The organism is Cedecea selenatireducens, assembly GCF_042138895.1.
In the GTDB taxonomy this organism is placed as follows: Bacteria; Pseudomonadota; Gammaproteobacteria; order Enterobacterales; family Enterobacteriaceae; genus Cedecea; species Cedecea selenatireducens.
In genome coordinates this window covers 108,522-134,037 of record NZ_JBHIKW010000007.1, presented here as the reverse complement: position 1 = coordinate 134,037, position 25,516 = coordinate 108,522, and the positions used below count along the sequence as shown (strand labels likewise).

General features: G+C 48.4%; 22 protein-coding genes. 7 read left to right on the top strand and 15 right to left on the bottom strand.

Annotated elements, in window-relative coordinates:
- The first annotated feature begins 9 nt into the window (after nt 1-9).
- Nucleotides 10-831, top strand: a complete 822-nt coding sequence (gene drmC / locus ACE38U_RS13420) for a DISARM system phospholipase D-like protein DrmC (protein ID WP_126354931.1) — start codon at nt 10-12, stop codon at nt 829-831.
- Here the strand turns inward: drmC and ACE38U_RS13415 are convergent.
- The 6 genes from ACE38U_RS13415 to ACE38U_RS13390 form a co-directional block, all read right to left on the bottom strand.
- Nucleotides 825-4,748, bottom strand: a complete 3,924-nt coding sequence (locus tag ACE38U_RS13415; protein ID WP_375529916.1) for an Eco57I restriction-modification methylase domain-containing protein — start codon at nt 4,746-4,748, stop codon at nt 825-827. The two genes, drmC and ACE38U_RS13415, sit on opposite strands and share 7 nt — an antisense overlap.
- Nucleotides 4,748-7,816 (bottom strand): DISARM system SNF2-like helicase DrmD, encoded by a 3,069-nt coding sequence (drmD, locus tag ACE38U_RS13410; protein ID WP_375529915.1) that lies wholly within the window; start codon nt 7,814-7,816, stop codon nt 4,748-4,750. The genes ACE38U_RS13415 and drmD overlap by 1 nt, the downstream gene beginning before the upstream one ends.
- A gap of 169 nt (nt 7,817-7,985) precedes the next feature.
- Entirely contained in the window at nt 7,986-9,131 is a 1,146-nt protein-coding gene (locus ACE38U_RS13405) for a hypothetical protein (protein WP_233444150.1), read from the bottom strand.
- A gap of 757 nt (nt 9,132-9,888) precedes the next feature.
- The gene (locus tag ACE38U_RS13400; RefSeq protein ID WP_375529914.1) at nt 9,889-10,839 is read right to left on the bottom strand and encodes a hypothetical protein; all 951 of its coding nucleotides are present in this window, start codon (nt 10,837-10,839) and stop codon (nt 9,889-9,891) included.
- 101 nt (nt 10,840-10,940) lie between these two features.
- A complete protein-coding gene (locus ACE38U_RS13395) occupies nt 10,941-11,387 on the bottom strand; it encodes a hypothetical protein (protein WP_016248780.1) in 447 nt (148 codons plus the stop codon).
- A gap of 1 nt (nt 11,388) precedes the next feature.
- Nucleotides 11,389-11,586 carry a helix-turn-helix transcriptional regulator gene (locus tag ACE38U_RS13390; RefSeq protein WP_001357429.1) on the bottom strand — a complete coding sequence of 66 codons (198 nt, stop codon included), beginning with the start codon at nt 11,584-11,586 and terminating at the stop codon, nt 11,389-11,391.
- Between the two features lie 223 nt (nt 11,587-11,809).
- Here ACE38U_RS13390 and ACE38U_RS13385 point away from each other — a divergent pair, with 223 nt between their 5' ends.
- Complete coding sequence (locus tag ACE38U_RS13385) at nt 11,810-12,424, top strand: hypothetical protein (protein WP_016248782.1); 615 nt, start codon at nt 11,810-11,812, stop codon at nt 12,422-12,424.
- Here ACE38U_RS13385 and ACE38U_RS13380 read toward each other — a convergent pair.
- The 5 genes from ACE38U_RS13380 to ACE38U_RS13360 all read right to left on the bottom strand — a co-directional run bounded on the left by ACE38U_RS13380 (nt 12,411) and on the right by ACE38U_RS13360 (nt 15,657).
- A complete protein-coding gene (locus ACE38U_RS13380) occupies nt 12,411-13,340 on the bottom strand; it encodes a tyrosine-type recombinase/integrase (RefSeq protein WP_375529913.1) in 930 nt (309 codons plus the stop codon). The genes ACE38U_RS13385 and ACE38U_RS13380 overlap by 14 nt on opposite strands.
- 46 nt (nt 13,341-13,386) lie before the next feature.
- Nucleotides 13,387-13,839, bottom strand: a complete 453-nt coding sequence (gene radC / locus ACE38U_RS13375) for a RadC family protein (protein WP_375529912.1) — start codon at nt 13,837-13,839, stop codon at nt 13,387-13,389.
- Nucleotide 13,840: 1 nt separating this feature from the next.
- Nucleotides 13,841-14,302, bottom strand: a complete 462-nt coding sequence (locus ACE38U_RS13370; protein WP_375529955.1) for a hypothetical protein — start codon at nt 14,300-14,302, stop codon at nt 13,841-13,843.
- A 119-nt stretch (nt 14,303-14,421) separates the two neighbouring features.
- A complete protein-coding gene (locus tag ACE38U_RS13365; RefSeq protein WP_375529954.1) occupies nt 14,422-14,814 on the bottom strand; it encodes a DUF2787 family protein in 393 nt (130 codons plus the stop codon).
- A 354-nt stretch (nt 14,815-15,168) separates the two neighbouring features.
- Nucleotides 15,169-15,657, bottom strand: coding sequence for a hypothetical protein (locus tag ACE38U_RS13360; RefSeq protein ID WP_375529911.1), 489 nt, complete (start codon nt 15,655-15,657; stop codon nt 15,169-15,171).
- A 121-nt stretch (nt 15,658-15,778) separates the two neighbouring features.
- Between ACE38U_RS13360 and ACE38U_RS13355 the strand changes: the two genes are divergently transcribed.
- The 4 genes from ACE38U_RS13355 to ACE38U_RS13340 are packed head-to-tail and all read left to right on the top strand — an operon-like array spanning nt 15,779 to nt 17,327.
- A complete protein-coding gene (locus ACE38U_RS13355) occupies nt 15,779-16,048 on the top strand; it encodes a helix-turn-helix domain-containing protein (protein WP_001669504.1) in 270 nt (89 codons plus the stop codon).
- 11 nt (nt 16,049-16,059) lie between these two features.
- Nucleotides 16,060-16,587, top strand: coding sequence for a hypothetical protein (locus ACE38U_RS13350; protein WP_375529910.1), 528 nt, complete (start codon nt 16,060-16,062; stop codon nt 16,585-16,587).
- A 14-nt stretch (nt 16,588-16,601) separates the two neighbouring features.
- Nucleotides 16,602-16,961, top strand: a complete 360-nt coding sequence (locus ACE38U_RS13345) for an acyl-CoA dehydrogenase (RefSeq protein ID WP_375529909.1) — start codon at nt 16,602-16,604, stop codon at nt 16,959-16,961.
- A gap of 30 nt (nt 16,962-16,991) precedes the next feature.
- The gene (locus tag ACE38U_RS13340; RefSeq protein ID WP_375529908.1) at nt 16,992-17,327 is read left to right on the top strand and encodes a hypothetical protein; all 336 of its coding nucleotides are present in this window, start codon (nt 16,992-16,994) and stop codon (nt 17,325-17,327) included.
- 477 nt (nt 17,328-17,804) lie between these two features.
- Here the strand turns inward: ACE38U_RS13340 and ACE38U_RS13335 are convergent, their stop codons facing one another.
- Both ACE38U_RS13335 and ACE38U_RS13330 read right to left on the bottom strand, forming a co-directional pair.
- Nucleotides 17,805-19,070: a DUF4427 domain-containing protein gene (locus tag ACE38U_RS13335; protein WP_375529907.1), complete on the bottom strand. Its 1,266-nt coding sequence runs from the start codon at nt 19,068-19,070 to the stop codon at nt 17,805-17,807.
- A 42-nt stretch (nt 19,071-19,112) separates the two neighbouring features.
- Entirely contained in the window at nt 19,113-20,393 is a 1,281-nt protein-coding gene (locus tag ACE38U_RS13330; protein WP_375529906.1) for a tyrosine-type recombinase/integrase, read from the bottom strand.
- A gap of 217 nt (nt 20,394-20,610) precedes the next feature.
- On the opposite strand from ACE38U_RS13330, the gene mutS reads away from it, so the two are divergent.
- The gene (gene mutS, locus ACE38U_RS13325) at nt 20,611-23,172 is read left to right on the top strand and encodes a DNA mismatch repair protein MutS (RefSeq protein ID WP_375529905.1); all 2,562 of its coding nucleotides are present in this window, start codon (nt 20,611-20,613) and stop codon (nt 23,170-23,172) included.
- A gap of 73 nt (nt 23,173-23,245) precedes the next feature.
- Here mutS and rpoS read toward each other — a convergent pair whose 3' ends face one another.
- Together rpoS and nlpD are read right to left on the bottom strand one after the other, a co-directional pair.
- Nucleotides 23,246-24,238, bottom strand: coding sequence for an RNA polymerase sigma factor RpoS (gene rpoS, locus ACE38U_RS13320; RefSeq protein ID WP_038479472.1), 993 nt, complete (start codon nt 24,236-24,238; stop codon nt 23,246-23,248).
- 56 nt (nt 24,239-24,294) lie between these two features.
- Nucleotides 24,295-25,443 (bottom strand): murein hydrolase activator NlpD, encoded by a 1,149-nt coding sequence (gene nlpD / locus ACE38U_RS13315; RefSeq protein WP_038479469.1) that lies wholly within the window; start codon nt 25,441-25,443, stop codon nt 24,295-24,297.
- Nucleotides 25,444-25,516 lie beyond the last annotated feature (73 nt).

The following is a 25,516-nucleotide window of genomic DNA, read 5'->3' as shown; positions in this document are numbered from 1 at the left end:
GGAGTAGCCATGTCTGCTATCAGAGATAAATCTGCCTATGTTTTAGCGCAGGCAGTACGCCAGTTGATAAATGCAGGTGCCTTTGGCGAGGTGCTCTCTGGGGTGGAGAGGTGTGTACTAAGCGCACAGTCGGGCTCCGCCACCATCGCCAAACTTGCATCTGGGCGTGGTGCAGTGCAAAGCGCACTTTCAAATGTGATCGCCATTTGGGCTAATGAATGTTCGGCACTCACTAATGGTGCCTTTGCCCTGCAGTTGGCTGCGCTGAAAGAGGCTGTGCTGCTAACAGAAGGCGAAGCTACGCAAACCGAAGTGGTCTGGACCGGCCCCAAAGTGGAAGGTTCGTACCTGCGCGCCACCCGTCAGGTGGTACAGGATATTATCTCTGCCGCGGAGTCAGAACTTTTGGTTGTGGGCTATTGGTTAGCGGGAAAGGAGGATTACGAAGGCATCATCAATGACATCATCGAGTTGATAGCTCATGCCGTCGCGCGAGGTGTAAAGGTCACCATGGTGCTGGACGAGGGCGAAAAAGGCTACGGCAAAAACAACCGCGATACCTTAATCGCCTTGTGGCCCAAAGGGGTTGCCTTGCCAAAACTGCTTACGTGGAGAATCCCCGCTGACGATAAGCACCTTAAACTACACGCCAAGGTGCTAGTCGCCGATCGTCACGACGCCTTAGTCACTTCAGCCAATCTCACCATGTATGCGCTGGATCGCAATATGGAAATGGGCGTTCGGGCGCAGGGGCAACCCAGTGAACGGATTGCCGATCATTTCGAATTATTGAGGTTGAAACAAGTACTCATCGATTATTTAGGTCAGTGATGAACTTGCTTTTCGTGAAGGCCTAACAGTCTTTTGATAATTTCATCTCTGGTAGCCATTTTAATGGTATAGCCAAACGGATTGTGGGGAAGCCATCCAGCATTTCTGAAATCAAATTCCAAATCCAAATCGTCAAAGCCATAAGCCTTAGCTACAAGTTCGTTGTGAAAGACTATAGATCTACGAAAATCCTTTATCACCTCATCTTCACAAGAGTGGTCATCGACCAATTTTTGTAGCTCTCTAAGGGATAGTTTTTTTTCTCCGAGAATATTTCTCCTATTGAAATAGAAAGATTTAGCATTGTCTTCGATAGAATTTAACGCATCTCGGTCAGGAAAGGGGAAGTTGTCAAAAGAGTCGCTAATAGAATAGCGCAAATCATTTTTCATTGTTGTGGAAAATCTTTCCGCCCAAACCTGATGAAAAACTGACTGCAAAACTCCAAACACAGAGTACTCATCTGTGGAAAAAATTACGACAGCGTCAGAAGGGATCCATGCATTATCGATTTTTTCTACAAGATGTAAGTTACTGACTCTTGAACGACCGAAAGAAAACTCTTTCTTTTTTAACAGCTCAAAAAATTCTTCTCGACGATCCCAATGAATCCAGTAGCGACTCTCGTGTATTTGACCTTTTAACTTATCTCTCTCAGGTTTTACTGTTTTTGTAACATGGTTAAATACTTGTGCATATGTCTTTGCGTCCTCTATATCTAGATCCCCGAAATCTATACAAAAACGACTTGGAATTGATCCGGGTGTGTTGTTTATGTCGTCACCTACTAAGTATGGCTTAATGACATCATTGTTTTTTTGATCAACCAGAAAAAGATCTGCTTGATCAGGTGATAAAACAAATCCTTTGCCATAAACGTATACCCCTGTTCCGCACAGGCCGGAATTCCTATTAATTGGAGCCGGAGTTTCGTTACACGCGATCGAATCTAAGTAGGAAGATATAAGCTCACATTTGACATCCCCCAAAGTCCGATCACCAAACCATGGCCCTCTTTTAGCGTGAATGATTGAAACAATTACATTAGCTTTTCCTGGCCATGTCAAAGACGGTATTGCATGATACAGCTCGAAACCTGAGTTCAACATCCGAAGCAACCCCAGCTCTCTAGTATCCCCTTGAGAAATAGTGTTTGTCGTAATAAGTCCTATGCTCGAGAGTTTCGAGCCTCTAAGTAAGTCGAAGGAACATCTAAGCAAGAAGTATGTGACTAAGTCACAAGCACCTTTGTTTCCATTTTTGTATAGACTTAGATAGTCAGCGGTTTCCTTCCCAAGATTTGTGCTTATTTTCTTTCCCCCAATAAATGGAGGATTACCAATCAGAGCATCAAAACCACCACTTTCACGATGAAAAACCTCAGGAAACTCTGTTTCCCAACAAAATGGATTAATAGGATTGTCACCGGTAGTAAGTCTTAAAATTATTCTCTCTATTTCAGCAGGAGCCTTTTCATTCTTTTCCAAGACCTCCATCCAGTAACGGTATTCGATTAATTTGGCTTCACGCTGCTTGGCGTTAGAACCATCAAAAAAAGCCGCAATCGCCAAGGCTGCCTTCATGCGAATACAGGCAAGAGCCTCTTCGGCCATGCGGTTTTCTTTTTCTTTACTGACGAAATCTTGATCGGCAATGTTATGAATCGCTTTGCGGTGTTGCTCTGCCTCCTCGACTTCTTGCTCAGGCTTACTCGCAAGCAGCGGGCCGAACTTATTACTAACCTGCTTCCAAGTGAATTCACTAATCTGCGCCGGAGTAAGACCAACAAGAGAGTTCCCATGTTTGAGTGAATGATCTAGAAAAGTAAAAGGGCGATCATTGGATAATGTTGTTAACCAAAGCGATAGCTTAGCCATTTCAACTGCGAGCTTGTTGATATCAACACCGTAGATACAATACTCCGCCACATAACGACGAGCGAATACAACACGTTCCTCACGAGATTCCGGCATCAGGTTTTCGCTGGCCTCCCCCTGCGAAAGGGTACCAAAGGGCATGGTTAAAATGCTGTCTGGCTGTGCAGCTGCTATGTGCTCCCAAGCATCCACAAGTCGCTCAGCCAAATAACGGGTGGCTTGTACCAAAAATGCACCGGAACCCATGGCTGGGTCACAGACCTTAAGGGCCAGAATCTCCTGCGGGTTTTTAATTAACCTTGGTTCAACCAATAAACCGGGTTTTTCTTCCACGTTCACATAGACCTGATGTTCTAAAGTGCGGCGTACCACCGGCTCGGTCAGAGTTGGCGGCGTATAGTGAGCCCCGCTGGACCGGCGTTCTTGGCCGTGGGTGACGTACAGGCCACCGGGCCGCACTATGCCCAGAGGTTGCAGAAAGCGTTCAACCGGTTTTGCTTGCGCTAGCAACTCAGCATCATCGGTGCCGAGGTTCACCAATGTTTGTCGCTCTTCGTTGCGTTCCAATACCTTCTTAATAGTGCCTGCCGTTTTACTGGTGAACTGGGCCAAGGCTTTGATCAGCGCAGCTTCGTTAAGCCCGACAAACTCGCTTGCATTCACGGGAGCGGGTTCGTCGATCTTCGGGCCTCCTTGCAATAGCAGCAGAGTTTGGTTGATTGGTGCTCTGGCCACGCGGCGATCAAGCAATCCTTCATACATATGGCCAATTTGCTCGACAGCCAGCGTACGATAACTCACCAGTTGGCGCACACCATCGGCTTTGGCATATTTCAGGCTGCGCAGAATATCGCGGATAGCCCCATCTCTGACCTTAGGCGGTTCCGGCACCTCTGTTAGCCATTTACCATTCTTCGCCCGGCCCTCCAACAATGGTGAACGGTCAGAGTCAAACAATTGGCCGCCGTGAGCGGCAATGCGGATATCCGGGTCTACACTGCCATCATGTAATATACGCGCGCTAGCTAACAGGCGTGCATAGGCAGCATAGGAATGTTTTAGTTTTTCTGGCGCCAGACGGCTAGTTTCCTCAAGCTCAGTGAGTAGGTGCAATACGCCATAGGCCCTGTCGTAAGTGACATTACCATGGGGCAGCAAACCATTTTCTTCGGCATAGAGGGTAAACAGCAAGCGCATGATAAAGGCAACGCTAGACTCAAATACTTCCGCTTCGCTGTATCCCTCCAGAAATTGGCCGCCCAACTCGGCATCGGTTCTATCCAGTTCATGTACCAGAATTTGTAGGGCTTCGCGTACTTGATTACCCAACTGATCTGCCACATCCAACTGGCGCTGACGGCTTTTTTTAATCAGTTCAAGAATGACCTGATCGCGCGGCCCTGCAAAGAAACGTGATTCACCTAATAAATCCTTAAACGCCGCTAGAGTATTTGTGTCGTCATTCCAGGTTTGAACTGTCCAGGTCATCCATGAGGTGGATTCTGAAGGTGACGCCACCACCAAGCGCCAGGCTTCGCCATTGGTAAGCAAGCCGAGTTCAGCACCTGTTTCACGCAATAAGCGTTCGAATTTGGTGGTGGGCGATGCCTTCCAGCGGCCTTTGTCTTGCAGCCAAGGCTTATCCAGTGATTGCTCGCGTGGCACTTCCAGCACCAACATCACCATGTTGCCTTCATCGAGCAATACGCGAGTTGGGCGTAGAACTTCCTGCTGTTCGTGCAGGTTAACCACCCTGTCAGCTGGAATTGCCGCCCCTACCTGCCAGTAGTCTTTGTCTTTGAGACCGAGAAAGTCTTCGAGGATAAAGTTAATCCAAGCGGGCTGGCCATTTCCTGCCACCATACCCTTAGGCAGATTCCAGATTTCCCGCTGCTTTCTGAATACTGCAATTTCTGCCTTATCGAGCGAGCGAAAATTGCCTACATCAGCGAGAACGGGTTCGCTTAATACGACGCCGGTAATTTCAACACTGGAAAGCCAGCGGTGCTGCCGGTTTGCGATACGTTTATTGATTGCCATCAGCAAGTCCCCTTAGGCAAAATTACCTCTAGTGCAACCGGATACATTTTTTTGTTTGTAACCTTATACAAATTTCGTAGGCGTTTTGGCTCAGCTTCTCGTTCTTGTTCAAGCTGTTCAAGTCTGTATTGTAGGGCAATTAAATCCTGCTCTCGCTGATCTTGCTCTTCGTCATCAAACACAAACTGTAACTGCATCTCCAAAGAGCGACTCTGCCAATCTTTGATAGCCTTACGAATTGCCATAACTCGTTCTGTCGATAGGCTTTGTGCATGTTTACGGGCCACCTCGCCACGCTCATTTAGAGTAGTGATTAATACTTTAGTTTCTTCTGTGGCAGCGTTCGAAAGCTGTTGCGTAATAGCTTCAATAAGCGGTGCAATAAGTGCCTTTACGCTCTCTAGATGGCCCGTAAAATAAATCGCATCATCCGGTCGAGAAACTGCTTGCGGGACAAGAGTGTTCTCCTGAATTAAGAGCGAACAGCGGACTAATCCTTCGTGGAGTAGATTATTTTCTGGCCCCAGCAATACTAAACGTCCCCAGGCAATGATGACAGGTACAATAATCTCGGATGATTCTGTGATGGTTACACGGTTTAACTGGTTTTTGGTTGATTGAACTCCCCACATCTGCACACGAAAGGTAGAAATTGCCCGTCGCATGAGTGGGTGATCAAGGTGAACAATACCCACTGCATCATCTGCACGAGCTTTGTCTCGATTAAATGAAAAACGCTTTTGTAGGTACTCTGTGCTGACATAGGCTTTACATTCTGTCCAAGCCGTTGGCACGTGTATTAATGAAAACTCGCCATCACCCAAATCCATGATTGCTTCAGTACAGCCTTCCAGACTCAACGCTTGGCATAGCAGGTCAAGCTGATTACTTTCAGAGATATCAAGTGCACTGCGAGCTCGGTTCAAAGCATCGACCATTTGCGTGACGCTTTCATTATCCCGAGCTTCTAGCGCCATTTCTTCTCGTGCAAGCCGTCTGCGAGCGTCATCATCAATGGCAGCAAGGTTAACAGCTTGTCCCAGCGCTTTCTTTCTTACGTTATCTGCTATTAAAGCACCAACGCTGCCTAGATCATTTCTTATAGTTTCGACTTTATCGACGATAAGTTTAAGAAACTCGGAGTCCTCTTGGTTTTTAAACACAAAGTGATGAATGCGAACTTCGTCTGCTTTTTGCCCGTGACGGTCTACACGGCCGTTACGCTGCTCAAGTCGGGTCGGGTTCCAGGGGATTTCATAATGAATCAGATTCCGGCAGTGCTTCTGAAAATCGGCGCCTTCAGAGGCAGCATCCGTAGCGAGTAAGATACGGATATTAGTTTCGTTGTTTGGTGATTGAAATTCATCGTTGATCTTTTGCCGATCAGAGTCTTTCATGCCGCCAATGATGGTTTTGGTGAAATCAAGGAATCCATGCTTTTCAAGAATCCGTTCTAAATAATTGAGCGTGTGCTTATATTCTGTGAAGATAATGACACGTTCGCCATTCCATTGATCGCCATCGCGAAGACTTCTATTGATCCACCCGATTAGCGCTGCCGCCTTGCTATCTTCCTGAATTGAAAAATGTGATACCTGCGTATCAACAATTTCAAACATACGCTGAAGCATTTCCTTCTCATCTGCTGACAGCTCTAAAATCAATTTGGAGGCGGCTCTTGTCGTAGCCTCTAGGTTGTCCTCTTTATCTTCATCATCGCTCCAATCTTCCAATTCTTTTTGCTCGAAGCTGTTAAACAATGATTCGCCAATACCAAGCTCACCCTTAATGCCAGCATTTTCTGTGTGTACGATAAGGCTCTCGCGTAGCGCCAATGGTGAAGATAAAGCTCGTTTTTTCAGCAACGTTAGGATGAACTGTAGAGGGCGTTCAGAACGTTTGTCGACAGAGGTCAATCGGCTTTCAGTGTAAGTATTTAGAAGATTGAATAGACGTTGTTCTTCATGGCCTAGTGTGACATACAGCTGTGGGTCTATTATTTCATCTCTAGGCATGATTACACGCTTTGGAAAACGTAGTGAGCCGTCTGGGTTGGTGATGTCTTCTTTCAGACGTCGAATCGTAACGGCTGAAAGCTGCGTCTTATCAAGGCCAGTGCCACGAGAAAAACGAAGATTGTCCAGAATCTCCAGCAGGCCCGTAAAACTCTCACGATAACCATTATGGGGTGTAGCGGTGAGAAACATCTTGTGTTCGAATTGTTCAGAAATCGAACGCAACAGCGATGTGCGCTCAGAGTCTCGGACATATTGTTTTTTGCCAGACGGTGCTGCGTTATGAGCCTCGTCGAGGATCAGCAAATCCCAGGGCCTGTTGTTAGGACTTTCTTCTAGTCTTCGCCGAATAAACTCATCAAACAAACGGCGAGGGTGCTCTGTTTTGAGATAATCAATTGATGTCACAAGACGAGGAAAGCTGGCCCAAGGGTTAATACTAGGTCCGTACTCCTTCCGCATTTTTAGAACGGAATCTCGATCGATGATCTTGAACTCGAGGCCGAACTTTTCAGCCATCTCATCAATCCATTTAATTCGTAAGTGCGCCGGACAAACAATGAGTACACGACTTGCTCGATGGCTATGGATCAGTTCTTGAGTGACTAAGCCCGCTTCAATGGTTTTACCCAGACCAACATCATCTGCCAGCAAAAGTCGAACCCTGGGCATATTATTCGCGCGGATAACAGGCGCCAACTGATACTCTTCCATCTGTACACCACCACGGAAGGGGGCTTGCAGAATATCGCCAACAGCCAACGAGCTTGCGCTCCACTGAAGAGAACGAATAAATGCATCAAAGAGGATCGGATCGTCGTGACCTGTGATACAAGGCAAAGAGGTTGATTCGACAACTGCAGGAGCGATTTCTCGTTCCCAAATCACCTGGATATTTTCGCCAAGCGCATCATCACTCAGACATTCCAGAGAGAGCCTATGTATCACATGTTTTGTTTGAGCTTTGGTGATATTTACTGCGGTTACTGCCCATATCTTGTGGCGTAGTTTGACGATTTGGCCCTGCTCGGGCGCTGCGCCGATCTCTGACATAATTTTTATCTGTTCTGTTCAAGATGAAAATAGATTGACTAAGCTTCAATCCGAGATAAGTGCTGCGATAGTACAGTAATTTCTGTTTTCATTCACCTTGGCTTCTCCGTTCATATTGTTGTGGCTTACTGAATTCTGCGTCCCAGTTCAATTCTGATGCAGTAGCCCTTTACTCCTTTTCTTTCATTGTGAAACCATGCCAGTCCGGCAGTGAAAGCGCGCCCGTTGCCACTACCCCATCGTGATCGAGCATACAGGCTTTGCCAGGATTCAACCTCACAACCTCACGGATAAACGCCTGCTCCACACCACAGATCATAAACGCCAACAGTGCCTTATTTCGCGCATATTGCTGATGGTGAGTCTTTTCACGCTGATACTCCTCACTATTCAGATCCAGTATTAAACCGACTTCATTGGCGTACCTGTGATAGTTACGCGGTGATGAACAACTTTTGCGGTGTGCGTCATGCACACGCTCCAGCAATGACTCAAGTGAGCATCTCAACGGGCTGACATACTGGTTCCACCAACGCAGGATCTTCAGCGCCTTTTTCCTCCTATTACCGCACCACTGATAAACTTTTGCTCCAAGGCCATCATTAATACCGATAGTCACACGCCCAATTCTGTAGGTGGTGGTATGGACTATGGACTTGCACTGTTTCCGGGTCAGCCCGGTATGTTCGATCATCTCCGCATAGATAGAAGCATCCACGCAGCAATCAACACCATATTCCCTGAACAGATGGTTCAGACAGGCCAGATTGCAGGCTTCGATGTCATAGTTGAGTAACCCGCAACGAAACTTCGCTTTCAACTCATTGGGTAGATTCTGGAACACCTGATCGTAATACCGCCCTCCAAATGTCAGACGATAATGATGGTCATAAGTGACATATTGTCCCTCAATCCTGCCATTGTAGAGATGGTTAAGGCTGCGTATTCCTGCACGGTAATAGGAATCAGGCTCCCGGCTACGTAATTCCTTCACCAGGTTGATGTGCATGCGCCCCCGCGTAACCTTGCCCAGGAACGCCTTTTCCCTTTGTTTTAGGTCAGTCTGACGCTTCTCAACATCTATCGCATGCCTAGGAGCTTTCCCGTTCGCCTTAAGCAGAGCTTTAAAACTGACAGACTCACCGGTTTCAAGGTCAACTAGATTTAGCTTGCCCAATTGAGCCTCATCACACATAGTCCACTTGGGATTGAACAGCCAAGCATTGGCTTTACGCTTTTCCGGGTCTTTGCTCGCTTTCCCTGCACGAAATTCAATATCCGACAGTGTCGGCAGGAAATCAGTTAGCGTGGACATAAAGTACTCCCCCTGGTAACTAATTTCACACTGTCCCAGGAGACTGGCGTAGCTGCTACGGATATCTCGGACAGTGCATATAGTCCATCCATCATCGTCTGTTTCCAGCCATATGTGGGCCAGGAACCACCGTAATGTCTGCCGCCGGGTGACCGCCCATTGCGTATCCCCCACGACATAATCCGTTATTTCAGTAATACGGTCATAAACCCACTTAGGGATCCTCACTGGATAATCCTTTTCAGTACTCACGGCCCCGTCTCAGCATGGTGTTGTTGCATCAGCTATTACGTTGACTCTTACGCAGACCATTTCACCAGTTTTTAAGTCGGGTAATTTGAAAGTCAAAACCCCAGTCGCGAGGATGGGCTCCGCCCATGATTTGCTCCACTCCGGTCGCAAATCTTTCCCCCTGTTCAGGCTGACGCCTTCCCTCACTCGCTGCGCTCGTTCGCCATGTTGTTTCATGACTGGAGAAGCGGATAAAGCCTCCGTTATGCTGCGTGTCCCCAGGCTCTCCGTTGCGCTCAATGGCAATGGTGCTCGCTGACCGCTCCCCCCATTGTGTGTAGAATATTCACTGGCAGAAACGCAGAAAGTCCTCGCAGATGCGCTAACCCGTCAGTTGATGGCAAGGATCGGGTGCACAGAGGCATCCGTAAGACTCTGCAGAAAACAGACAGTTACGCTAAAACCGGAACAGTTGGAATTTTAAAGTGCATCAGTGCCAGCAGAATCACAGGCGAGCGCTGCAGTTTTACAACAACGAAAATGCAGTGGTTGCCAGTGTTACCCGTCGTTCCACTGCAATTTGATCAACAACAAAAGTGCATTGCAGTGGCTGCATTACCGGGAAATCAATGCACTTTCCCTGGGGTTGCCCAAACGAAAAAGAAACGGCACCTGTTCCCAGTGAGTCCAGGGCCAGTAAACTTTTTAACAGTGTCCGACCTTTCAATGGCGCTACTCTGGACTTAACAAGAGCGTCTTTATCAGTCAGTGTATAATCCGTTGTGTGCCAGGCGGGCTCCAGGGCGCATGAAAGTAGCCTGGCGGGGTCTTTATACCTGGGCACGATCACCGGCGTGTTAACTGTCGTCGCATCAATAAATTCCCCACTACTTCGCGACATATGCGCTTTTAGCCCCTTAATCAACGTACTGTCATTGGGCAGGAACAAACACAACTGTGGAACCCAGAAAATACGCGCTGGGCCATCAGGCATATGGCGCATCATACTAAAGGTGCCTGTGGCCGGACCGGCGTACCCCAGTCGGTTAAGTACCCGGCTTATCCTCTGCTTATAACGACCAATTTGCGCCCTGAGCGCATCGGTGTTCTTCCATGGCGGCGGAGTTTGCGTATCCTTGTTGAAAAACAGGACCACTCCCACATATTCTGCTGAATTCCCCGGCAGGACATGCAGCATAGCCAGTTGCGCCAGAATGCGTTCCCGCTGGCAATGCGGGCATATAAGACTGTTGCATGGAGATCCGTTTCTGCACTGCCTGAGTCTTTGAGCAATGATGTTGTAGCAGCGATTGCTGCCTTTCAGTTTATTTAGTAAATGAATAAGACGCTGCAATTCATGCTCACTTTCCTGCTGCGTAATAATAGTGGGGAATGCTTTGCTTAAAATCTCAAGCCTTGACGGTGCGTGGCGAATGTAATCCGGGTCTGATGTTCTGAAGTAATAAGATTCGTTCATTTAATATTCCTGGTTGTATTCATTACCCTGCCACCTGAGTAAAGCAACAGGGTAATGTGTCCGGTTTTTATTCAGGCAAAATTGCTATATCCTGTTAAGGATTAAAAAATATCCTGATGCCGTTCAACTAAGTCATTTGCAGTCCAGCCAGATGAATATTCATCATCAGTCGGCCTTAAATAATCTAAATTTAACGTCGTATGACCCGGTAAACTATTCCCCACCGAAACGCCCTGGTAATGTAATTGTTTAGCAGCGTTACATTGCGCACAGGCTCCACTTCCACATGGAATGTATTTACACCTGTCAAGAATACACGCTATTTTACCGTATATGTTGCACTCATCCTCCCACCAGTGCTCCCCTCTTTTGATGGCATCAGACAAAATCCGTGCAGATACCCGGTTAAGCTTACGTATCCGCAACTGTTGTTCCCTTAATATGGCAGCGGTAGTACGTTTCGATAACCCAACCTGTTTCCCCATGGTTTCAAACCAGGGGACTGCTATTTCTTTCGCAGAACTTGTTTTAGCTATTATCTCTTTCATTTTATTCTCCCGCCTGCATACGACTGTTAACCCAGTTATTGATATCACTCTCCAGCCAACCCACCGCCCGGCCACTGTCGCCCGTTAGCTTCTTTGACAAAGGAAAGACTCCTTTCGAGATGAGTCGGTACAACGTCGCTGACGAGATCCCCGTCAGATGAAGAACCTCTTTTTTACGCAAAATACGGTTGGTGTTCATGCTTGTGCTCCTTTGAGCTGTTTCAGGAGCGGGGTTATTTACAACCACCAAAAAACGCAAGGATTCACTCAACGATGCCTTCGTTGAGCACTTTAAGGACATCTTTAATGTGGATGTCATTCGAGATCATCTATTTCTGTCTCCAAAACGGTCATATAAAGAAGCAATTTTCACTGAGGCTCAATGGTGATATTTTGTACAAAATGCTCTCATGGAGGTGACTATGATTGGTAACCAAAGCAACAAGGCTGACGCCAGATGCCACCGGGAACGGAAAAGCAGTAACGAGGTCTTTGAATTTCTGGAGAAGAAGCTCTATCTGGGGCGGGATACCCGGCAAAAGCTGGCACTGATTGCCCGGAAACTGACGGGAGCGGGTTTTAGCCCGGATAAATTCGCTGCAGAGAAAGCGGCGGATGTGCTGAGTGCCTGCGTGAACCACATGTTTAATGACCTGCTCAATGAGGGAGAGCTAAACGGGATTTATAGGTCGGAGGAACACCCCATGATAGTCCCGGCCAGGTCCCCTAAGGCACTGGAAATCTACACTGTTTACCAGCTTGTAAAAGGTCGTTTTGACAAGCTTCATACGGGGGAGTCAGATCGTGAGAAATATGCTTCGGTAGCAGAAAAACTTAATGAGTATGGAATATGGAAACCCCGGTTAAAACGACTCTCTGACGGTAAAGAATGGGCGCGTGAGGATGTTGCGTGGGTACTTCAGCCTGAAAATATCAATGCACTGATTAACGTCCAGAATCAAAAGTACGCGCGGTTGAGTGCTGAAGATAAAACTAAAGCCGCGTCTGGAAACGGCTCAAAAGCTAAAAACACCTGATGCGTTTGCTGGCGCTGACTTTCATGCTCTCACCACGACAGTCATAGCGGGTTGTCGTGGATATGTCGCTGTGGCCTGCCAGTTGGCGGACGGTGTTGATATCCACGCCCTGCTCCAGTAAACGGGTGATGAAGGTGCGCCGCATGTCATGTGGGGTGAAACGTGCAATACCTGACGTCTGCTGTAACTCAGCCAGGATACCCGTTAACCCCGTCGTAGTCAGAGGTTGGCTGGCGGCCTTACCGTTACGCTGAATTCGTCCGAACAACGCACCATCAGCTTCGCTTGCGCTGACTTTCAGCCATGCGCGTATGGCCTTATCCACTGCATCTGCCACGTGAATTTCACGGTATTTTCGCCCCTTCCCTTGCCTCACTGTCAGGATGCCGTTGTCATAGTCCCGGCGCTCAAGTTTGACCAGTTCCCCGGCCCGCAGACCTGTTCCGCAAAGTGTCAGCACAATGGCGGTATCACGACAGCGCCGTACCGTCTGCGGATGCTGTTTTGCGGCATGAATCAGCGCCCGAATTTCCGACTTGTCTAACGCCCTTCCCTTACGCTGGATATCGCCGCTAACGCGCTTCACTGACCGGATACGTGCCAGCGTTTCGGCATCCATGCAATTGAGATTAAAGGCCGTCTGTGCCACGCCCCGCAGTGCTGACAGCGCCATGTTCACCGACGACACGGCGTAACCGTCATCCAACAGTGCCGCACGTACTTTGGCGACGGTGGCGTAGTTAAGTTGTTCCCACGGATAGTTATCTGCGCCCGAACCGCGTTTAAGTATGCTGGCACTGCGGTTTAACAGGCTGGTGATGCCCCGCCGTCCCGATGGTGCCAGACCGACAATATACGCATCGAACACGGTGGTTTGCACCACCGGCACGACCTGACGTAACGCTGCCCTGCTCATGCGCGTAACCCGTGATAACGTACATTAAACCAGGTAACTTTCAGCATCACACCAGCCCCCGTTCAGCCATCGACACCGTTTCAGTTCCTGCCACGATAAAGTGATCAAGTAACCGCACATCCAGCATTTCGAGTAGCTCCTGAAGCTTTTTAGTCAACTTGATATCGCAACGGCTGGGCTCAGGCTCGCCGCTGGGATGGTTGTGGACAAGGATGACTGCGGCAGCATTATATTTAAGCACGCGTTTGATAACTTCACGGGGGTGAACGCTGACCGAGTTTAGCGTACCCCTGAACAGGATTTCGCGGTGCAGCAGCTGATTCTGATTATCGAGCAGGATGATGCCAAACTCTTCATGTTCAAGCGGTGCCAGCTCAACCATCACGCACCGTCGAACATCATCAGGGGAGCAGAGCTGAACCCCTCGCTGATAGTACCGGCTAATAATGTCACGCGCCTGATCGAGGATACGGGTTTCACGTTGGGTAAACATGGTCATGTCAGAACGCCCTTTCAATGAAGTAAATGGCACCGGGAAACAGCTGGCGGCGGGTTACGCCAGTACGCAGGGAGAAAGCTTTACGGGGCATGGTGGTTCGCCCGTTGCTGTCGAAGAAACAGAGCGTTTCCTCATCCATTTTGACCAGAAGGGACCAGTGAAACTGGTCGCTGAGCATAATCAGGCGGGAGTGATCAGTAACATCAAGAAACCGCTGCATTTCCCTGAACAGTCGCCCGTCTGTTACTCCCCGCTTCCTTGCAAAGGGTCTGGTGATTTGAACCGGGAACTGGCGGCTGTAGTGCCCTTTCTGCAACACCTGCGCTATCAGCCAGTCCAGACGGTCCTCTTCAATCCCTTCAGTCAGCCATTCATGCAAAGGCCAGCGCTGCTGATAAGCCTGAATAAGCCGGTTCATTAACGGGCGTCGTTTCACCCTGCCGTCATACAACCAGCTCAGCATGTTAACCACGCAATAAGCACCGCAAAGACAGTCCAGTTCGCCCTGTTGAGACGCACGTATCCCTCTGTCAGTCGTCACAGATAATTCCCCATAAAGTAGTGATAATTAGTGCGGTGGGATTAGCTTTCCCAGAGAACGGTAATGGTGTAGATGTTCATGGCGTGATACTGGATAAAGTTGGATTGCCAGATTTCAAATAACTCCCTTCCGGCGTTAACAGGCAAGTCACCAACATGAGCCAGAAAGACATATTGCTGACTCCAGCTAAAATCAATTTCCTTTTCCAGTTCGGTGTAAACCACATCCATATAACTGAAGTCGGTGATGTAATCGAAATACCATTCGTCATTACGAGAAATAAGCCGTATTTCGACAGGATGGTAACCGCCCTTTTCAGCGCTGTAACTCAGGTCTTTAAATAACAGACTAACGGCTGTAATTTTGGCTTTATGCGGTGTTGGATTTCCCGCTTCATTTAATATGATATTTATTAATTCCTGATCTACGGGCATAGCTAGCCCTTCCTGATGGACAATATTCATCAGTGATTTTCCTGTTCAACATATTCTGACAAGACGTTATGTCTGTACCAGCATAGGTGGGGTTTAATCACCTAATAAATGGTAAGTGCATGACAACGTACTGACTGGGTAAAATATAATTCATCAGCAATAGTATTATATCAAAAACATACTTTTAATGCAAATAGTAACAATAAGAAACTAATATGTAGTTCAGAAATGAAATAACTGATAATAGGTTTTTATTCATTATTAAGTGATGGCATACTTTCCATTCTGCCATGTCAGACAGGTCAGGATTCCGGGGTGGTTCCTTCTGTCTGACATGGCAGAAAACTGACGCTATCACACCTTCCCGTTCAGCTTCTCAAAAAGGCACTTACGCTCATCTTCGGGCAGTTTCATGATTTGTACCGCCAGTTCAGAAAGATCAGGTCCCTGAGACATCAGATCGTCCTTTACCAGCCTGAGGGCCTGCTCCATCAGTTGCGCCCGCGAAGCTGGTGACATATTGCGATACAACTGTATCCAGAGGCTAAGCTGGCGATCGCTGTCGGTGAGAGCAAACGCTTCGCCCTTAGCCCTGTTTCTCTCATCATCAAGCGACATTGTGGCTGCGCTGATATGGTAAACCACGCCTTTCCCGGCAGTCCTTTTACGACGTATTTCCGGGTGCAGAGATGCCAGCTTTTCCAGGCGCATCCTGGCGCCACGCGCAGTGCCCGGCATTCCCTCAATATGAGTGAATTCCTCTGCTGTCAGCCAGTCTTTAGCCTCTTCAACAGAAGCTTCAGGATGGGTCGGTATGGCCGATACTGATCTCTTACTGCTCATATAAATTTCACCAGATATCAATGCGTTAATATGAAAACCCACAAATAGATACCAAAAAAACTTGAAAGGTATCTTTTATTCGCATTTAATATCCATGTAATGATTCCATGGAGTTAATACTGTGCGTAACTCAACAGCATCGCAGAAAAAGCAGAGCAAAGGAAGTTCAGGGAACTGGCATCGTGCCGATATTGTGGCAGCACTTCACAAGCGAGGGTTAACGCTGGCGTCACTTTCACGCAGTCACGGCCTTGCGCCACGTACATTAAATAACGCCTTAGAGCGTCATTACCCCAGAGCTGAGCGCATTATTGCCGGGGCTCTGGATACGACACCGGAAACATTATGGCCGGAAAGGTATGCCCTTAAAAATGGACCTAATAGCAGGTAAATGATGCAGCCATGGCAGCCACCATCACTGAAATAACGGAATGCTTTGAGTACTTTTTCAGTTCTCTTTATCGCAGGGAGTTCGTCAAAACCCTACGTCTGAACGAATGTAGCGAGCGGGAATTACTGCCTCTGGTACGTTGCTATTTGCTGGGTTGGTTTGCAGATAATGTCTCACCGGAAGTAAAAAGCAAGCTGCCAGGAACTGTATCCGGGCACGGTTACATTGATTTTGTCATTGATGATGTAGCCGTTGAGTTTGCAGTACGTAAACCAACTGCGGCACGTTCCAATGTCTCCGCGACCGTCAACAGTACAGAAGTAAAGAAATTGATGAAGCACGATGGCAAAGCCTTGCTTGTGCTGTTTGACTTCTCTGACACGCCTTATTCAGAAGAACAGATCGAATCCTTCCGCAACTGGCCTTCTCTTGGTCGAGGGAATCATCGCAAGTCCGCATTCAACGTCGTTTATTTCTTTGTGGAAAAACGCAGACCGCTGGCACTGGGGAAAATAGCCAAAAACATCCGTATCACTTAACAGGGAATTAATTAATGAACAGAAAACTGTTGGCCTTATTGATGGCAGCCATAACGCTACCTGTCGCAGCAGCGCAGTACGTAAAACCCGGAGCAGTTCTAACCCTGAATCCGGGAAAAGACAATGCTGAATTCAACATTAATGCCTCAACGGGGGATGGTTCGGGCGTATGCAATATGGAGGGGACAGCACAGCAAATAGCTGCCGGAGAAAGCCAGAAGCGTCGCTGGGTCTGGAATGACAATACCAGCCAGTGTGTTGCAATTATCAGTGAACTGAAAAACGGTAAGACCAGCATTATGACTCGTGGTTGCGAGGGATACTGCGGGGCTTCTGCGGCAGGCGCAATGGATGGTCTGTTTAATAAGAAATAAAAGTATCATTAATTTACGAAGGAACTATAGATGAAAAGAGCAATACTTCTGGTATTAATTGCTGCTGGTTTTCTGGCTGGCTGCGGCGAAAAAACGCCAAAATGCAGTAGTGATGATGCAAAAAATCTGGTCGTAGATATTGCAAGAAAGACAATCGAGAAAGGCATGACACTGGATAAGGATGTGCGGATTTCAGTTGAAAATGTCAGAACAATAAGCCATGAATCAGGTCTTGACGTTTATCAGTGTGCGGCTGATTTAACGTTCACAAAACCTGATCTGCAAAATTCTCTGCCAATCACCTACCGGATACAAAAAAATGATGAAGGTAAAGGTCAGTTCTATATAAACGTGTCAGGGTTATAATCACTAAATAACATTCGGGTTCCTTTTGGGTAAGGTAATTAATATTTCATTCCAAAAGGAAGCCCTGTGAAAATATTATCACATTTGCCATAATGGTATTTATCTCAATTTATTGGCTTGTGAAGCATCAGTTAACTGAGCCAGCAACTCACTCTATAAATACACCATTTATTATTAAATTTAATTTTCATGGCATCTATAAATTCAGTAAACCCTCCAACTATTAGTACTAATAGAAATATTCCCATCGCAGCTTGCAAAATACGATTTCAGTCGACATATAATCATTGGCATATTTCATTGAGAAACTTACATTTATCCCATTAACTATTACTTATAAATTCAGATTAGAGCAGCACCAATAATACTTAGTGCTGCTATCTCCAATGGAGAATACTCTATATGCGTATTTATTAAAATTTATTTGCGCTCACCTAACAAATATTAAAACATGACCTCCGTTCAACTCATTAGAAGTCACCAATCAATCTCTATAGTATTATTATAGAAAGGGTGCTGTTCCTCTAATGGATCAGTATAATATGGCAACCTATCATAGTCGTAAGAACCTGCGACTGAAAAACTCGTAGCTTGTAAATCAAAACGATTGACCAGCCAATCAGCAACATGGCTAGCAAACGCCTCTTTTTTCCTTAATTCCCAGTCTCTTCCACCTAATTTAATATCTAGTAAATATCTACCTTCCTTATTAACTTTAATCAAACCAGCCTGCACTAATGCTCTAACCGTTGGAGACTGATTATCCTGAATCCAGACCCAAGCATTACCATACTCTTTAGGAAAAGCAGTATTAAAATAGCTTTTATCCGCAAGTAAATCATCTACATATTGCATAACAGAGTTAGCACAACTTTTCACTTCTGACTCAGGTAAATCAAAGAAAATGTCGAAATCAAAAGTATTTTCATTGATATAATAAAGCAACTTCTCTGGTTCAAAAATGCTGTCCAATGACTGCAGATTATCCATTGCTATAATAAATTTAAAAGCATCTTTATTAATAATACCTTGATCTATTAACGTTAGTATATCATGCGCTATGACTGGAATATCAGAACGAAATGGAACTATTACTCCTCCCCCTATCATATTGATTGTTTTAAGATCAAGTCCAGGTGTGCTTTCAACATCCTCAGAAATACCATACTCTTTAATTTGACTGAGGTATTTATCAATATCACCTCGATATGGCCACCGCCATTCACGCTCATGCGTCCAGTCAACTTTTTGCGGTATATATGTTACATATCTATATTGTTCAATTAGAGGTAGCAATGATTCATGAATAATACGCTCATCTCCTCCACGGGAGTACCAAGTAATAGATGAAGCATTATCAAGTGCATAAATTGCAGGTCTCGAACCGGCATTGAACATATGAGATTTAGGAAAAATTAAAGCATAAAGCCCTATTTTCTCATTTCTTCCCAATCTTTTCATTCCAGTATCCAAATAGGCCGCAATAGGCATATCAGTAAAACACACTGCAGGAGAGTCACCATAAACAGTTCTTTGACCATTGCGATATGACCAAGAAGCAAATAATTTATAATTACGTAAAGACAATCTGAGTAAATATCTTGCGTCGATGAGATTAGCATGATGCTGGCTATTGAACCCACAATGTTCGGGCAAGTTAATAGAGCTACCACTATTTAAATCTACATCTCTAAAAAAATGAATTAAGTAATCAGACAAATCGAACCTAATGTTATTTCTCATACATTTCGTCCTATGCAGAAATTTCGGTATCTCAGTAGTAATTTAAATAAGCCCATCCAAATAATCCGCCCACACCTGCAACCACTTCCGGCACTCAGCATCATACTTATACAAATTATAAATACCTTCAACGCCGCCACGTGTATGCCCCAATACGGCCTCTGCTACCTCATTTGGACACTGCAAACGAGATAACCCCGTTCGTACTGTACGACGCAGATCGTGCGGCGTCCAGTGAGGTATATCAAGCATTTGACCGCTTTCACGTAAACGCCATGAGTTTTCAGTCAGGTACTTCTGCTGAATTGGCTTCTTTGTCGCCTGTGAAGGGAATAAGTATTTATCGGAGGTGAGGCGTAGTACTTTGAGAAAGTCGATTGCCTGATCAGATAACTGTACGTAGCGCTCTACCCCTGTTTTGGTTTCTCGCAGATGGATAGTGCCTTTTTCAAGATCAACATCCTTCCACGCCATATTGCAGACTTCACCGGTACGGCAACCGGTCCAGAGAGTCAAACGTAGCACGTTTTTGATCGTTGGCGTATAAGCAGAGCCCGGAAGCCAGTTAAGGAATTTAGCAAGCTCATCCTCACTCAGTACTCGTGTTCCACGTCCATTTGTGAGCTTGATTCTGGTCTGTCGTAAACTGGATTTTGCTAACAACGCTGGATTCGCAAAACTGTCATCAAAGCGCCCAAGGCCAATAGCAAATTCATATGCGAGTGAAAGCTCCCTCAGTACATTCCCTGCCTGTACGGTTGCACCTCGAGCTACAATGCCATTGATTAAATTAATGACATCCTGGCGCGTAATCTCAGCAGCATTCCGGGTTCCTAAGCTTTTAACAGCGTCACCATAGAGAGTACGACGAACCTCAGCCTGCCCTTTCGGCTTTCTGGCACCGGGTATGATCTTTCCGTCCTTCGTTTTACGATCCTCAATACGTTCAGTAAGATACAGTTCAACTAATCCCTGTACGGTCAATTCAGGGATCTTAGCTTGTTCAGCTTCAATCGCACGCTGGAGCTTATCTTTTTTGAGTTCAGTCGCAGGGCACCGACCTTCCTGTCGGAGGAGCTTTAATTCGTGGAGTTTAAGACGTGCAGCGGCGAGAGAAGTCTGCGGGAAGTTACCAATTTTAACCTGAGCAAGCTTGCCAGTCAGAGGACTTGTGTAACGGTAGAAAAAAGACTTAACCCCAGTTGCACCACAGGAGACACGTAAGCCACGATTTTCGCCTACATCAGCCTTATCTTTATCGCCTGGCTTCATCATTTCTACCGCTTTAAACGAAAGTGGCTTTCCCTCTTGTTTTCCTGCCATAAAGACTCCGTTATCATGCACCTTATGCAGTCATGAACATAAATGTAGGTTGCGCTGTATGTGCCCATATTTTACCAGGCTATAGGTTGGCAAGCTACACTTAAACCTACATTTAAATGTAGGATTTCATGATATCCGATGAGACAACGTGAAACCTAATGATAACCATAAAAAACACTAACTCATTAAAATTTAATAGAATGGACATCACAAGCCGATGAGTACAATAGAAAATTTAGACTCACACACTCCCATGATGCAGCAGTATCTGCGTCTCAAATCCGAGCACCGTGACATCCTGCTGTTTTACCGCATGGGTGACTTTTACGAGCTGTTCTATGACGACGCAAAGCGCGCCTCTCAGCTGCTGGATATCTCGCTGACCAAGCGGGGTGCTTCCGCCGGTGAACCTATTCCGATGGCCGGTGTGCCGCATCACGCGGTAGAAAACTACCTGGCGAAGCTGGTCAATCTCGGTGAGTCAGTCGCTATCTGCGAGCAGGTTGGCGACCCGGCTACCTCTAAAGGGCCGGTTGAGCGTAAAGTTGTGCGTATCGTCACGCCGGGCACCATCAGCGATGAAGCGCTGCTACAGGAGCGCCAGGACAACCTGCTGGCGGCTATCTGGCAGGACAGCAAAAGCTTTGGTTATGCCACGCTGGACATCAGTTCCGGGCGCTTCCGCCTTACTGAGCCAGAAGACCGCGAAACCATGGCGGCTGAGCTTCAGCGCACCAATCCGGCAGAGCTGCTGTATGCGGAAAACTTCGCGGAGATGAGCCTGATTGATGGCCGCCGCGGCCTGCGCCGCCGCCCGCTTTGGGAATTCGAGATTGAAACCGCACGCCAGCAAATGAATTTGCAGTTCGGTACGCGTGATTTGACCGGCTTCGGCGTCGAGAACGCCCACCATGCGCTTTGCGCCGCCGGGTGCCTGTTGCAGTACGTGAAAGATACCCAGCGCACTTCTCTGCCGCATATTCGCTCCGTGACCATGGACCGGCAGCAGGACAGCATCATTATGGATGCCGCCACCCGACGTAACCTGGAGATAACCCAGAACCTGTCCGGCGGCGTGGAGAACACGCTGGCCTCGGTGCTGGACTGCACCGTCACGCCGATGGGCAGCCGTATGCTCAAACGCTGGCTTCATATGCCGGTGCGCAACGTCGATGTGCTTACCAAACGTCAGCAAACTATTGCCGCCCTGCAGGAACGTACCGCGGAAATTCAGCCAACGCTGCGCCAGGTCGGCGACCTTGAGCGTATTCTCGCCCGCCTGGCCCTGCGCACCGCTCGCCCGCGCGACCTCGCACGTATGCGCTATGCCTTCCAGCAGTTGCCCGCGCTGCGCGAAACGCTGTCTGACGTTAGCACCGACTATGTGCAAACCCTGCGCGAGCAAATGGGCGAATTTGTGGAGCTGCGTGAGCTACTGGAACACGCGGTTATCGAATCACCGCCGGTGCTGGTGCGTGACGGGGGCGTAATCGCACCGGGCTACAATGAAGAGCTGGACGAGTGGCGAGCCCTGGCCGACGGCGCGACTGACTACCTGGATCGCCTGGAGATTCGCGAGCGCGAGCGCCTGGGCCTGGATACGCTGAAGGTCGGTTTTAACGCCGTGCACGGCTACTACATTCAGGTCAGCCGCGGTCAAAGCCACCTGGTGCCGATCAACTATGTTCGCCGCCAGACGCTGAAAAACGCCGAGCGCTACATTATTCCCGAGCTGAAAGAATACGAAGACAAGGTACTGACCTCCAAAGGCAAGGCGCTGGCGCTGGAGAAACAGCTTTATGACCAGCTGTTTGATTTGCTGCTACCGCACCTGGAAGCGCTGCAAAAAAGCGCCACCGCGCTGGCGGAGCTGGACGTGCTGGTGAACCTGGCCGAACGTGCTTATACCCTGAACTACACCTGCCCAACGTTGACAGACAAACCCGGTATTAAACTGGTCGGCGGTCGCCATCCGGTGGTGGAGCAGGTGCTCAGTGAGCCGTTTATCGCTAACCCACTGACCCTTTCTCCTCAGCGCAGAATGCTGATTATTACCGGCCCAAATATGGGCGGTAAAAGTACCTATATGCGCCAGACCGCGCTCATTGCGCTGCTGGCCTATATCGGCAGCTTTGTGCCGGCACAGCAGGCAGAAATTGGGCCTGTGGACCGCATATTTACGCGCGTGGGCGCCGCTGATGATCTGGCTTCGGGCCGCTCAACCTTCATGGTCGAAATGACCGAAACCGCCAACATTCTGCACAACGCCACGGAGCACAGTCTGGTGCTGATGGATGAGATAGGCCGAGGGACATCGACCTATGACGGGCTGTCGCTGGCCTGGGCCTGCGCCGAAAGCCTGGCAAACCGTATCAAGTCACTCACGTTATTCGCTACCCACTACTTCGAGCTGACCACGCTGCCGGAAAAAATGGAAGGCGTGGCTAACGTGCATCTGGACGCCGTGGAGCACGGCGATACCATCGCCTTTATGCACAGCGTGCAGGACGGTGCGGCCAGCAAGAGCTATGGCCTGGCCGTCGCCGCGCTGGCGGGCGTGCCAAAAGACGTGATTAAACGTGCGCGCCAGAAGCTCCGCGAGCTGGAGAGCATTTCAGGCAATGCGTCAGCAAGCCAGGTAGACGGCACGCAAATGTCGCTGCTGGTTGCGGCAGAAGAGACATCTCCGGCCGTTGAAGCGCTGGAAAATCTGGACCCGGACTCGCTCTCTCCTCGCCAGGCGCTGGAGTGGATTTACCGGCTGAAGAGCCTGGTGTAGTTCCCCTCCCCGTTGCGGAAGGCAAAAGAAAAAGGCCAGTCATCGCTGACTGGCCTTTTTGATGGAAACTTTGTTATTCGCGGAACAGCGCTTCGAGGTTCAGCCCCTGAGTCTGCAGGATTTCACGCAGACGGCGCAGGCCTTCAACCTGAATCTGACGAACGCGTTCACGAGTCAGGCCGATTTCACGACCCACATCTTCCAGCGTTGCAGCTTCATAACCCAGCAGACCAAAACGACGAGCCAGCACTTCACGCTGCTTAGCGTTCAGTTCGAACAACCACTTCACGATGCTCTGTTTCATATCATCGTCTTGCGTGGTGTCTTCCGGTCCGTTGTCTTTCTCGTCCGCGAGGATATCCAGCAGCGCTTTCTCAGAGTCACCGCCCAATGGGGTGTCTACCGAGGTAATGCGCTCGTTGAGACGCAGCATACGGCTAACGTCATCAACCGGTTTATCCAGCTGCTCGGCAATCTCTTCCGCACTCGGCTCGTGGTCGAGCTTATGGGAGAGTTCGCGAGCGGTACGCAGGTAAACGTTCAGCTCTTTCACAATGTGAATCGGCAGGCGAATCGTACGGGTTTGGTTCATGATTGCCCGTTCGATGGTCTGACGAATCCACCATGTGGCGTACGTTGAGAAACGGAATCCACGTTCTGGATCGAACTTCTCAACGGCACGAATAAGCCCCAGGTTACCCTCTTCAATCAGATCCAGCAAAGCCAGACCGCGATTGCTGTAACGACGGGCAATCTTGACCACCAGACGCAGGTTACTTTCGATCATGCGTCGGCGGGAGGCTACATCACCGCGCAGTGCGCGGCGAGCAAAGTAAACTTCTTCTTCGGCTGTTAATAATGGAGAGTAACCGATCTCTCCAAGATAAAGCTGAGTCGCATCCAGTACACGCTGTGTAGCACCCTGTGACAACAGCTCTTCTTCTGCAAGGTCGTTATCACTGGGTTCCTCTTCTACAAGGGCTTTTTCGTCAAAAGCCTCAACTCCGTTCTCATCATATTCCGCGTCTTCGTTTAACTCGTTAACTTTCAGCGTATTCTGACTCATAAGGTGGCTCCTACCCGTGATCCCTGGGCAATACACTCAATGAATGTCTTGCCGGTTTATCGCTGCGGCAAATAACGCAGCGGGTTTACGGATTTCCCCTTGTAACGAATTTCAAAATGCAATCGTGTAGAACTGGTTCCGGTGCTACCCATGGTAGCGATTTTTTGCCCCGCCTTAACTTCTTCTTGTTCCCGGACCAGCATTGTATCGTTATGGGCGTAGGCACTCAGATAATCATCGTTGTGTTTGATGATGATTAGATTACCGTAACCGCGCAGTGCGTTACCGGCATATACCACGCGCCCTGCGGCAGTCGCGATAATTGCCTGTCCTTTACTGCCGGCGATATCGATACCTTTGTTGCCCCCTTCGGTCGCCGCAAAGTTCTCGATGATCTTACCGTCGGTCGGCCAGCGCCAGGTCGAGATTGGCGAGCTGTTAGACGTACTGCTGACGGTAGGTTCGGTAGAGCTAACCACAGGTGCCGTAACCGGTGCTGTGACGACAGTCTCAGCTGGCTTATTGCCCGGTAACATTTTGGTAGCACTCTGTTCACCTGAATCCTCAGAATACGTAATTGTCGGTTTAGAAGCAACTACCCTGGTCGAGTTTTGTTCAACTGGCGTAGTCACGCCCTGCGCGCGGGCATCGGCCGCGGTCACCGCATTGCCACCGGTGATTGGCGTCCCGGATGCGTTGCCCACCTGAAGAGTTTGCCCCACCTCGAGACCATACGGTGCCGCTACGTTGTTACGCTGGGCCAGGTCACGGAAGTCGTTCCCGGTAATCCACGCAATATAGAACAGGGTGTCGCCGCGCTTAACGGTGTAGGTGCTGCCGCCCGCATAGCTGCCTTTGGGAATATTCCCATACTGGCGGTTGTAGACGATGCGGCCATTTTCCGTATGCACAGGTTCGGAGGCGACGGGCTGGGCCTGAGGCTGACGAACGGGCTGGATTTGCGGCTGCTGAACGGGCTGAACCGGTTGAATCTGCGGTTGCTGAACCGGGGTAGAGGTAGACATTGTCGGTGGCTTAGTCACCAGCAGGCTGCCGGTTGAAGAGCCTGAAGCATTGCCGTTGCCGCCAACGGAACTGATCGGTGCCTGGGTGTTATTATTGCTCGTACAGCCTGCCAGCCAAAGGCTGGTTAGCGTCAACACCGCCGCCCGGCGTAAAGTGAAAGTTGGGCTTCCCGCGCTCATTTATCCCCCAAAATGATAACAACCAGATATTCATGAAAACACTGTAGAAAAGCGGCGTAAACCACGCCAGCTT

Coding starts and splice junctions, on each gene's coding strand:
- rpoS (WP_038479472.1), bottom strand. CDS start 24,238: ATGAGTCAGAATACGCTGAAAGTTAACGAGTTAAACGAAGACGCGGAA.
- ACE38U_RS13415 (WP_375529916.1), bottom strand. CDS start 4,748: ATGGCAATCAATAAACGTATCGCAAACCGGCAGCACCGCTGGCTTTCC.
- ACE38U_RS13330 (WP_375529906.1), bottom strand. CDS start 20,393: ATGGCAGGAAAACAAGAGGGAAAGCCACTTTCGTTTAAAGCGGTAGAA.
- ACE38U_RS13350 (WP_375529910.1), top strand. CDS start 16,060: ATGGCAGCCACCATCACTGAAATAACGGAATGCTTTGAGTACTTTTTC.
- mutS (WP_375529905.1), top strand. CDS start 20,611: ATGAGTACAATAGAAAATTTAGACTCACACACTCCCATGATGCAGCAG.
- nlpD (WP_038479469.1), bottom strand. CDS start 25,443: ATGAGCGCGGGAAGCCCAACTTTCACTTTACGCCGGGCGGCGGTGTTG.
- drmC (WP_126354931.1), top strand. CDS start 10: ATGTCTGCTATCAGAGATAAATCTGCCTATGTTTTAGCGCAGGCAGTA.
- ACE38U_RS13370 (WP_375529955.1), bottom strand. CDS start 14,302: ATGCTGAGCTGGTTGTATGACGGCAGGGTGAAACGACGCCCGTTAATG.
- ACE38U_RS13400 (WP_375529914.1), bottom strand. CDS start 10,839: ATGAACGAATCTTATTACTTCAGAACATCAGACCCGGATTACATTCGC.
- ACE38U_RS13365 (WP_375529954.1), bottom strand. CDS start 14,814: ATGCCCGTAGATCAGGAATTAATAAATATCATATTAAATGAAGCGGGA.
- drmD (WP_375529915.1), bottom strand. CDS start 7,816: ATGTCAGAGATCGGCGCAGCGCCCGAGCAGGGCCAAATCGTCAAACTA.
- radC (WP_375529912.1), bottom strand. CDS start 13,839: ATGACCATGTTTACCCAACGTGAAACCCGTATCCTCGATCAGGCGCGT.
- ACE38U_RS13380 (WP_375529913.1), bottom strand. CDS start 13,340: ATGAGCAGGGCAGCGTTACGTCAGGTCGTGCCGGTGGTGCAAACCACC.
- ACE38U_RS13405 (WP_233444150.1), bottom strand. CDS start 9,131: ATGTCCACGCTAACTGATTTCCTGCCGACACTGTCGGATATTGAATTT.
- ACE38U_RS13395 (WP_016248780.1), bottom strand. CDS start 11,387: ATGAAAGAGATAATAGCTAAAACAAGTTCTGCGAAAGAAATAGCAGTC.
- ACE38U_RS13390 (WP_001357429.1), bottom strand. CDS start 11,586: ATGAACACCAACCGTATTTTGCGTAAAAAAGAGGTTCTTCATCTGACG.
- ACE38U_RS13340 (WP_375529908.1), top strand. CDS start 16,992: ATGAAAAGAGCAATACTTCTGGTATTAATTGCTGCTGGTTTTCTGGCT.
- ACE38U_RS13360 (WP_375529911.1), bottom strand. CDS start 15,657: ATGAGCAGTAAGAGATCAGTATCGGCCATACCGACCCATCCTGAAGCT.
- ACE38U_RS13345 (WP_375529909.1), top strand. CDS start 16,602: ATGAACAGAAAACTGTTGGCCTTATTGATGGCAGCCATAACGCTACCT.
- ACE38U_RS13385 (WP_016248782.1), top strand. CDS start 11,810: ATGATTGGTAACCAAAGCAACAAGGCTGACGCCAGATGCCACCGGGAA.
- ACE38U_RS13335 (WP_375529907.1), bottom strand. CDS start 19,070: ATGAGAAATAACATTAGGTTCGATTTGTCTGATTACTTAATTCATTTT.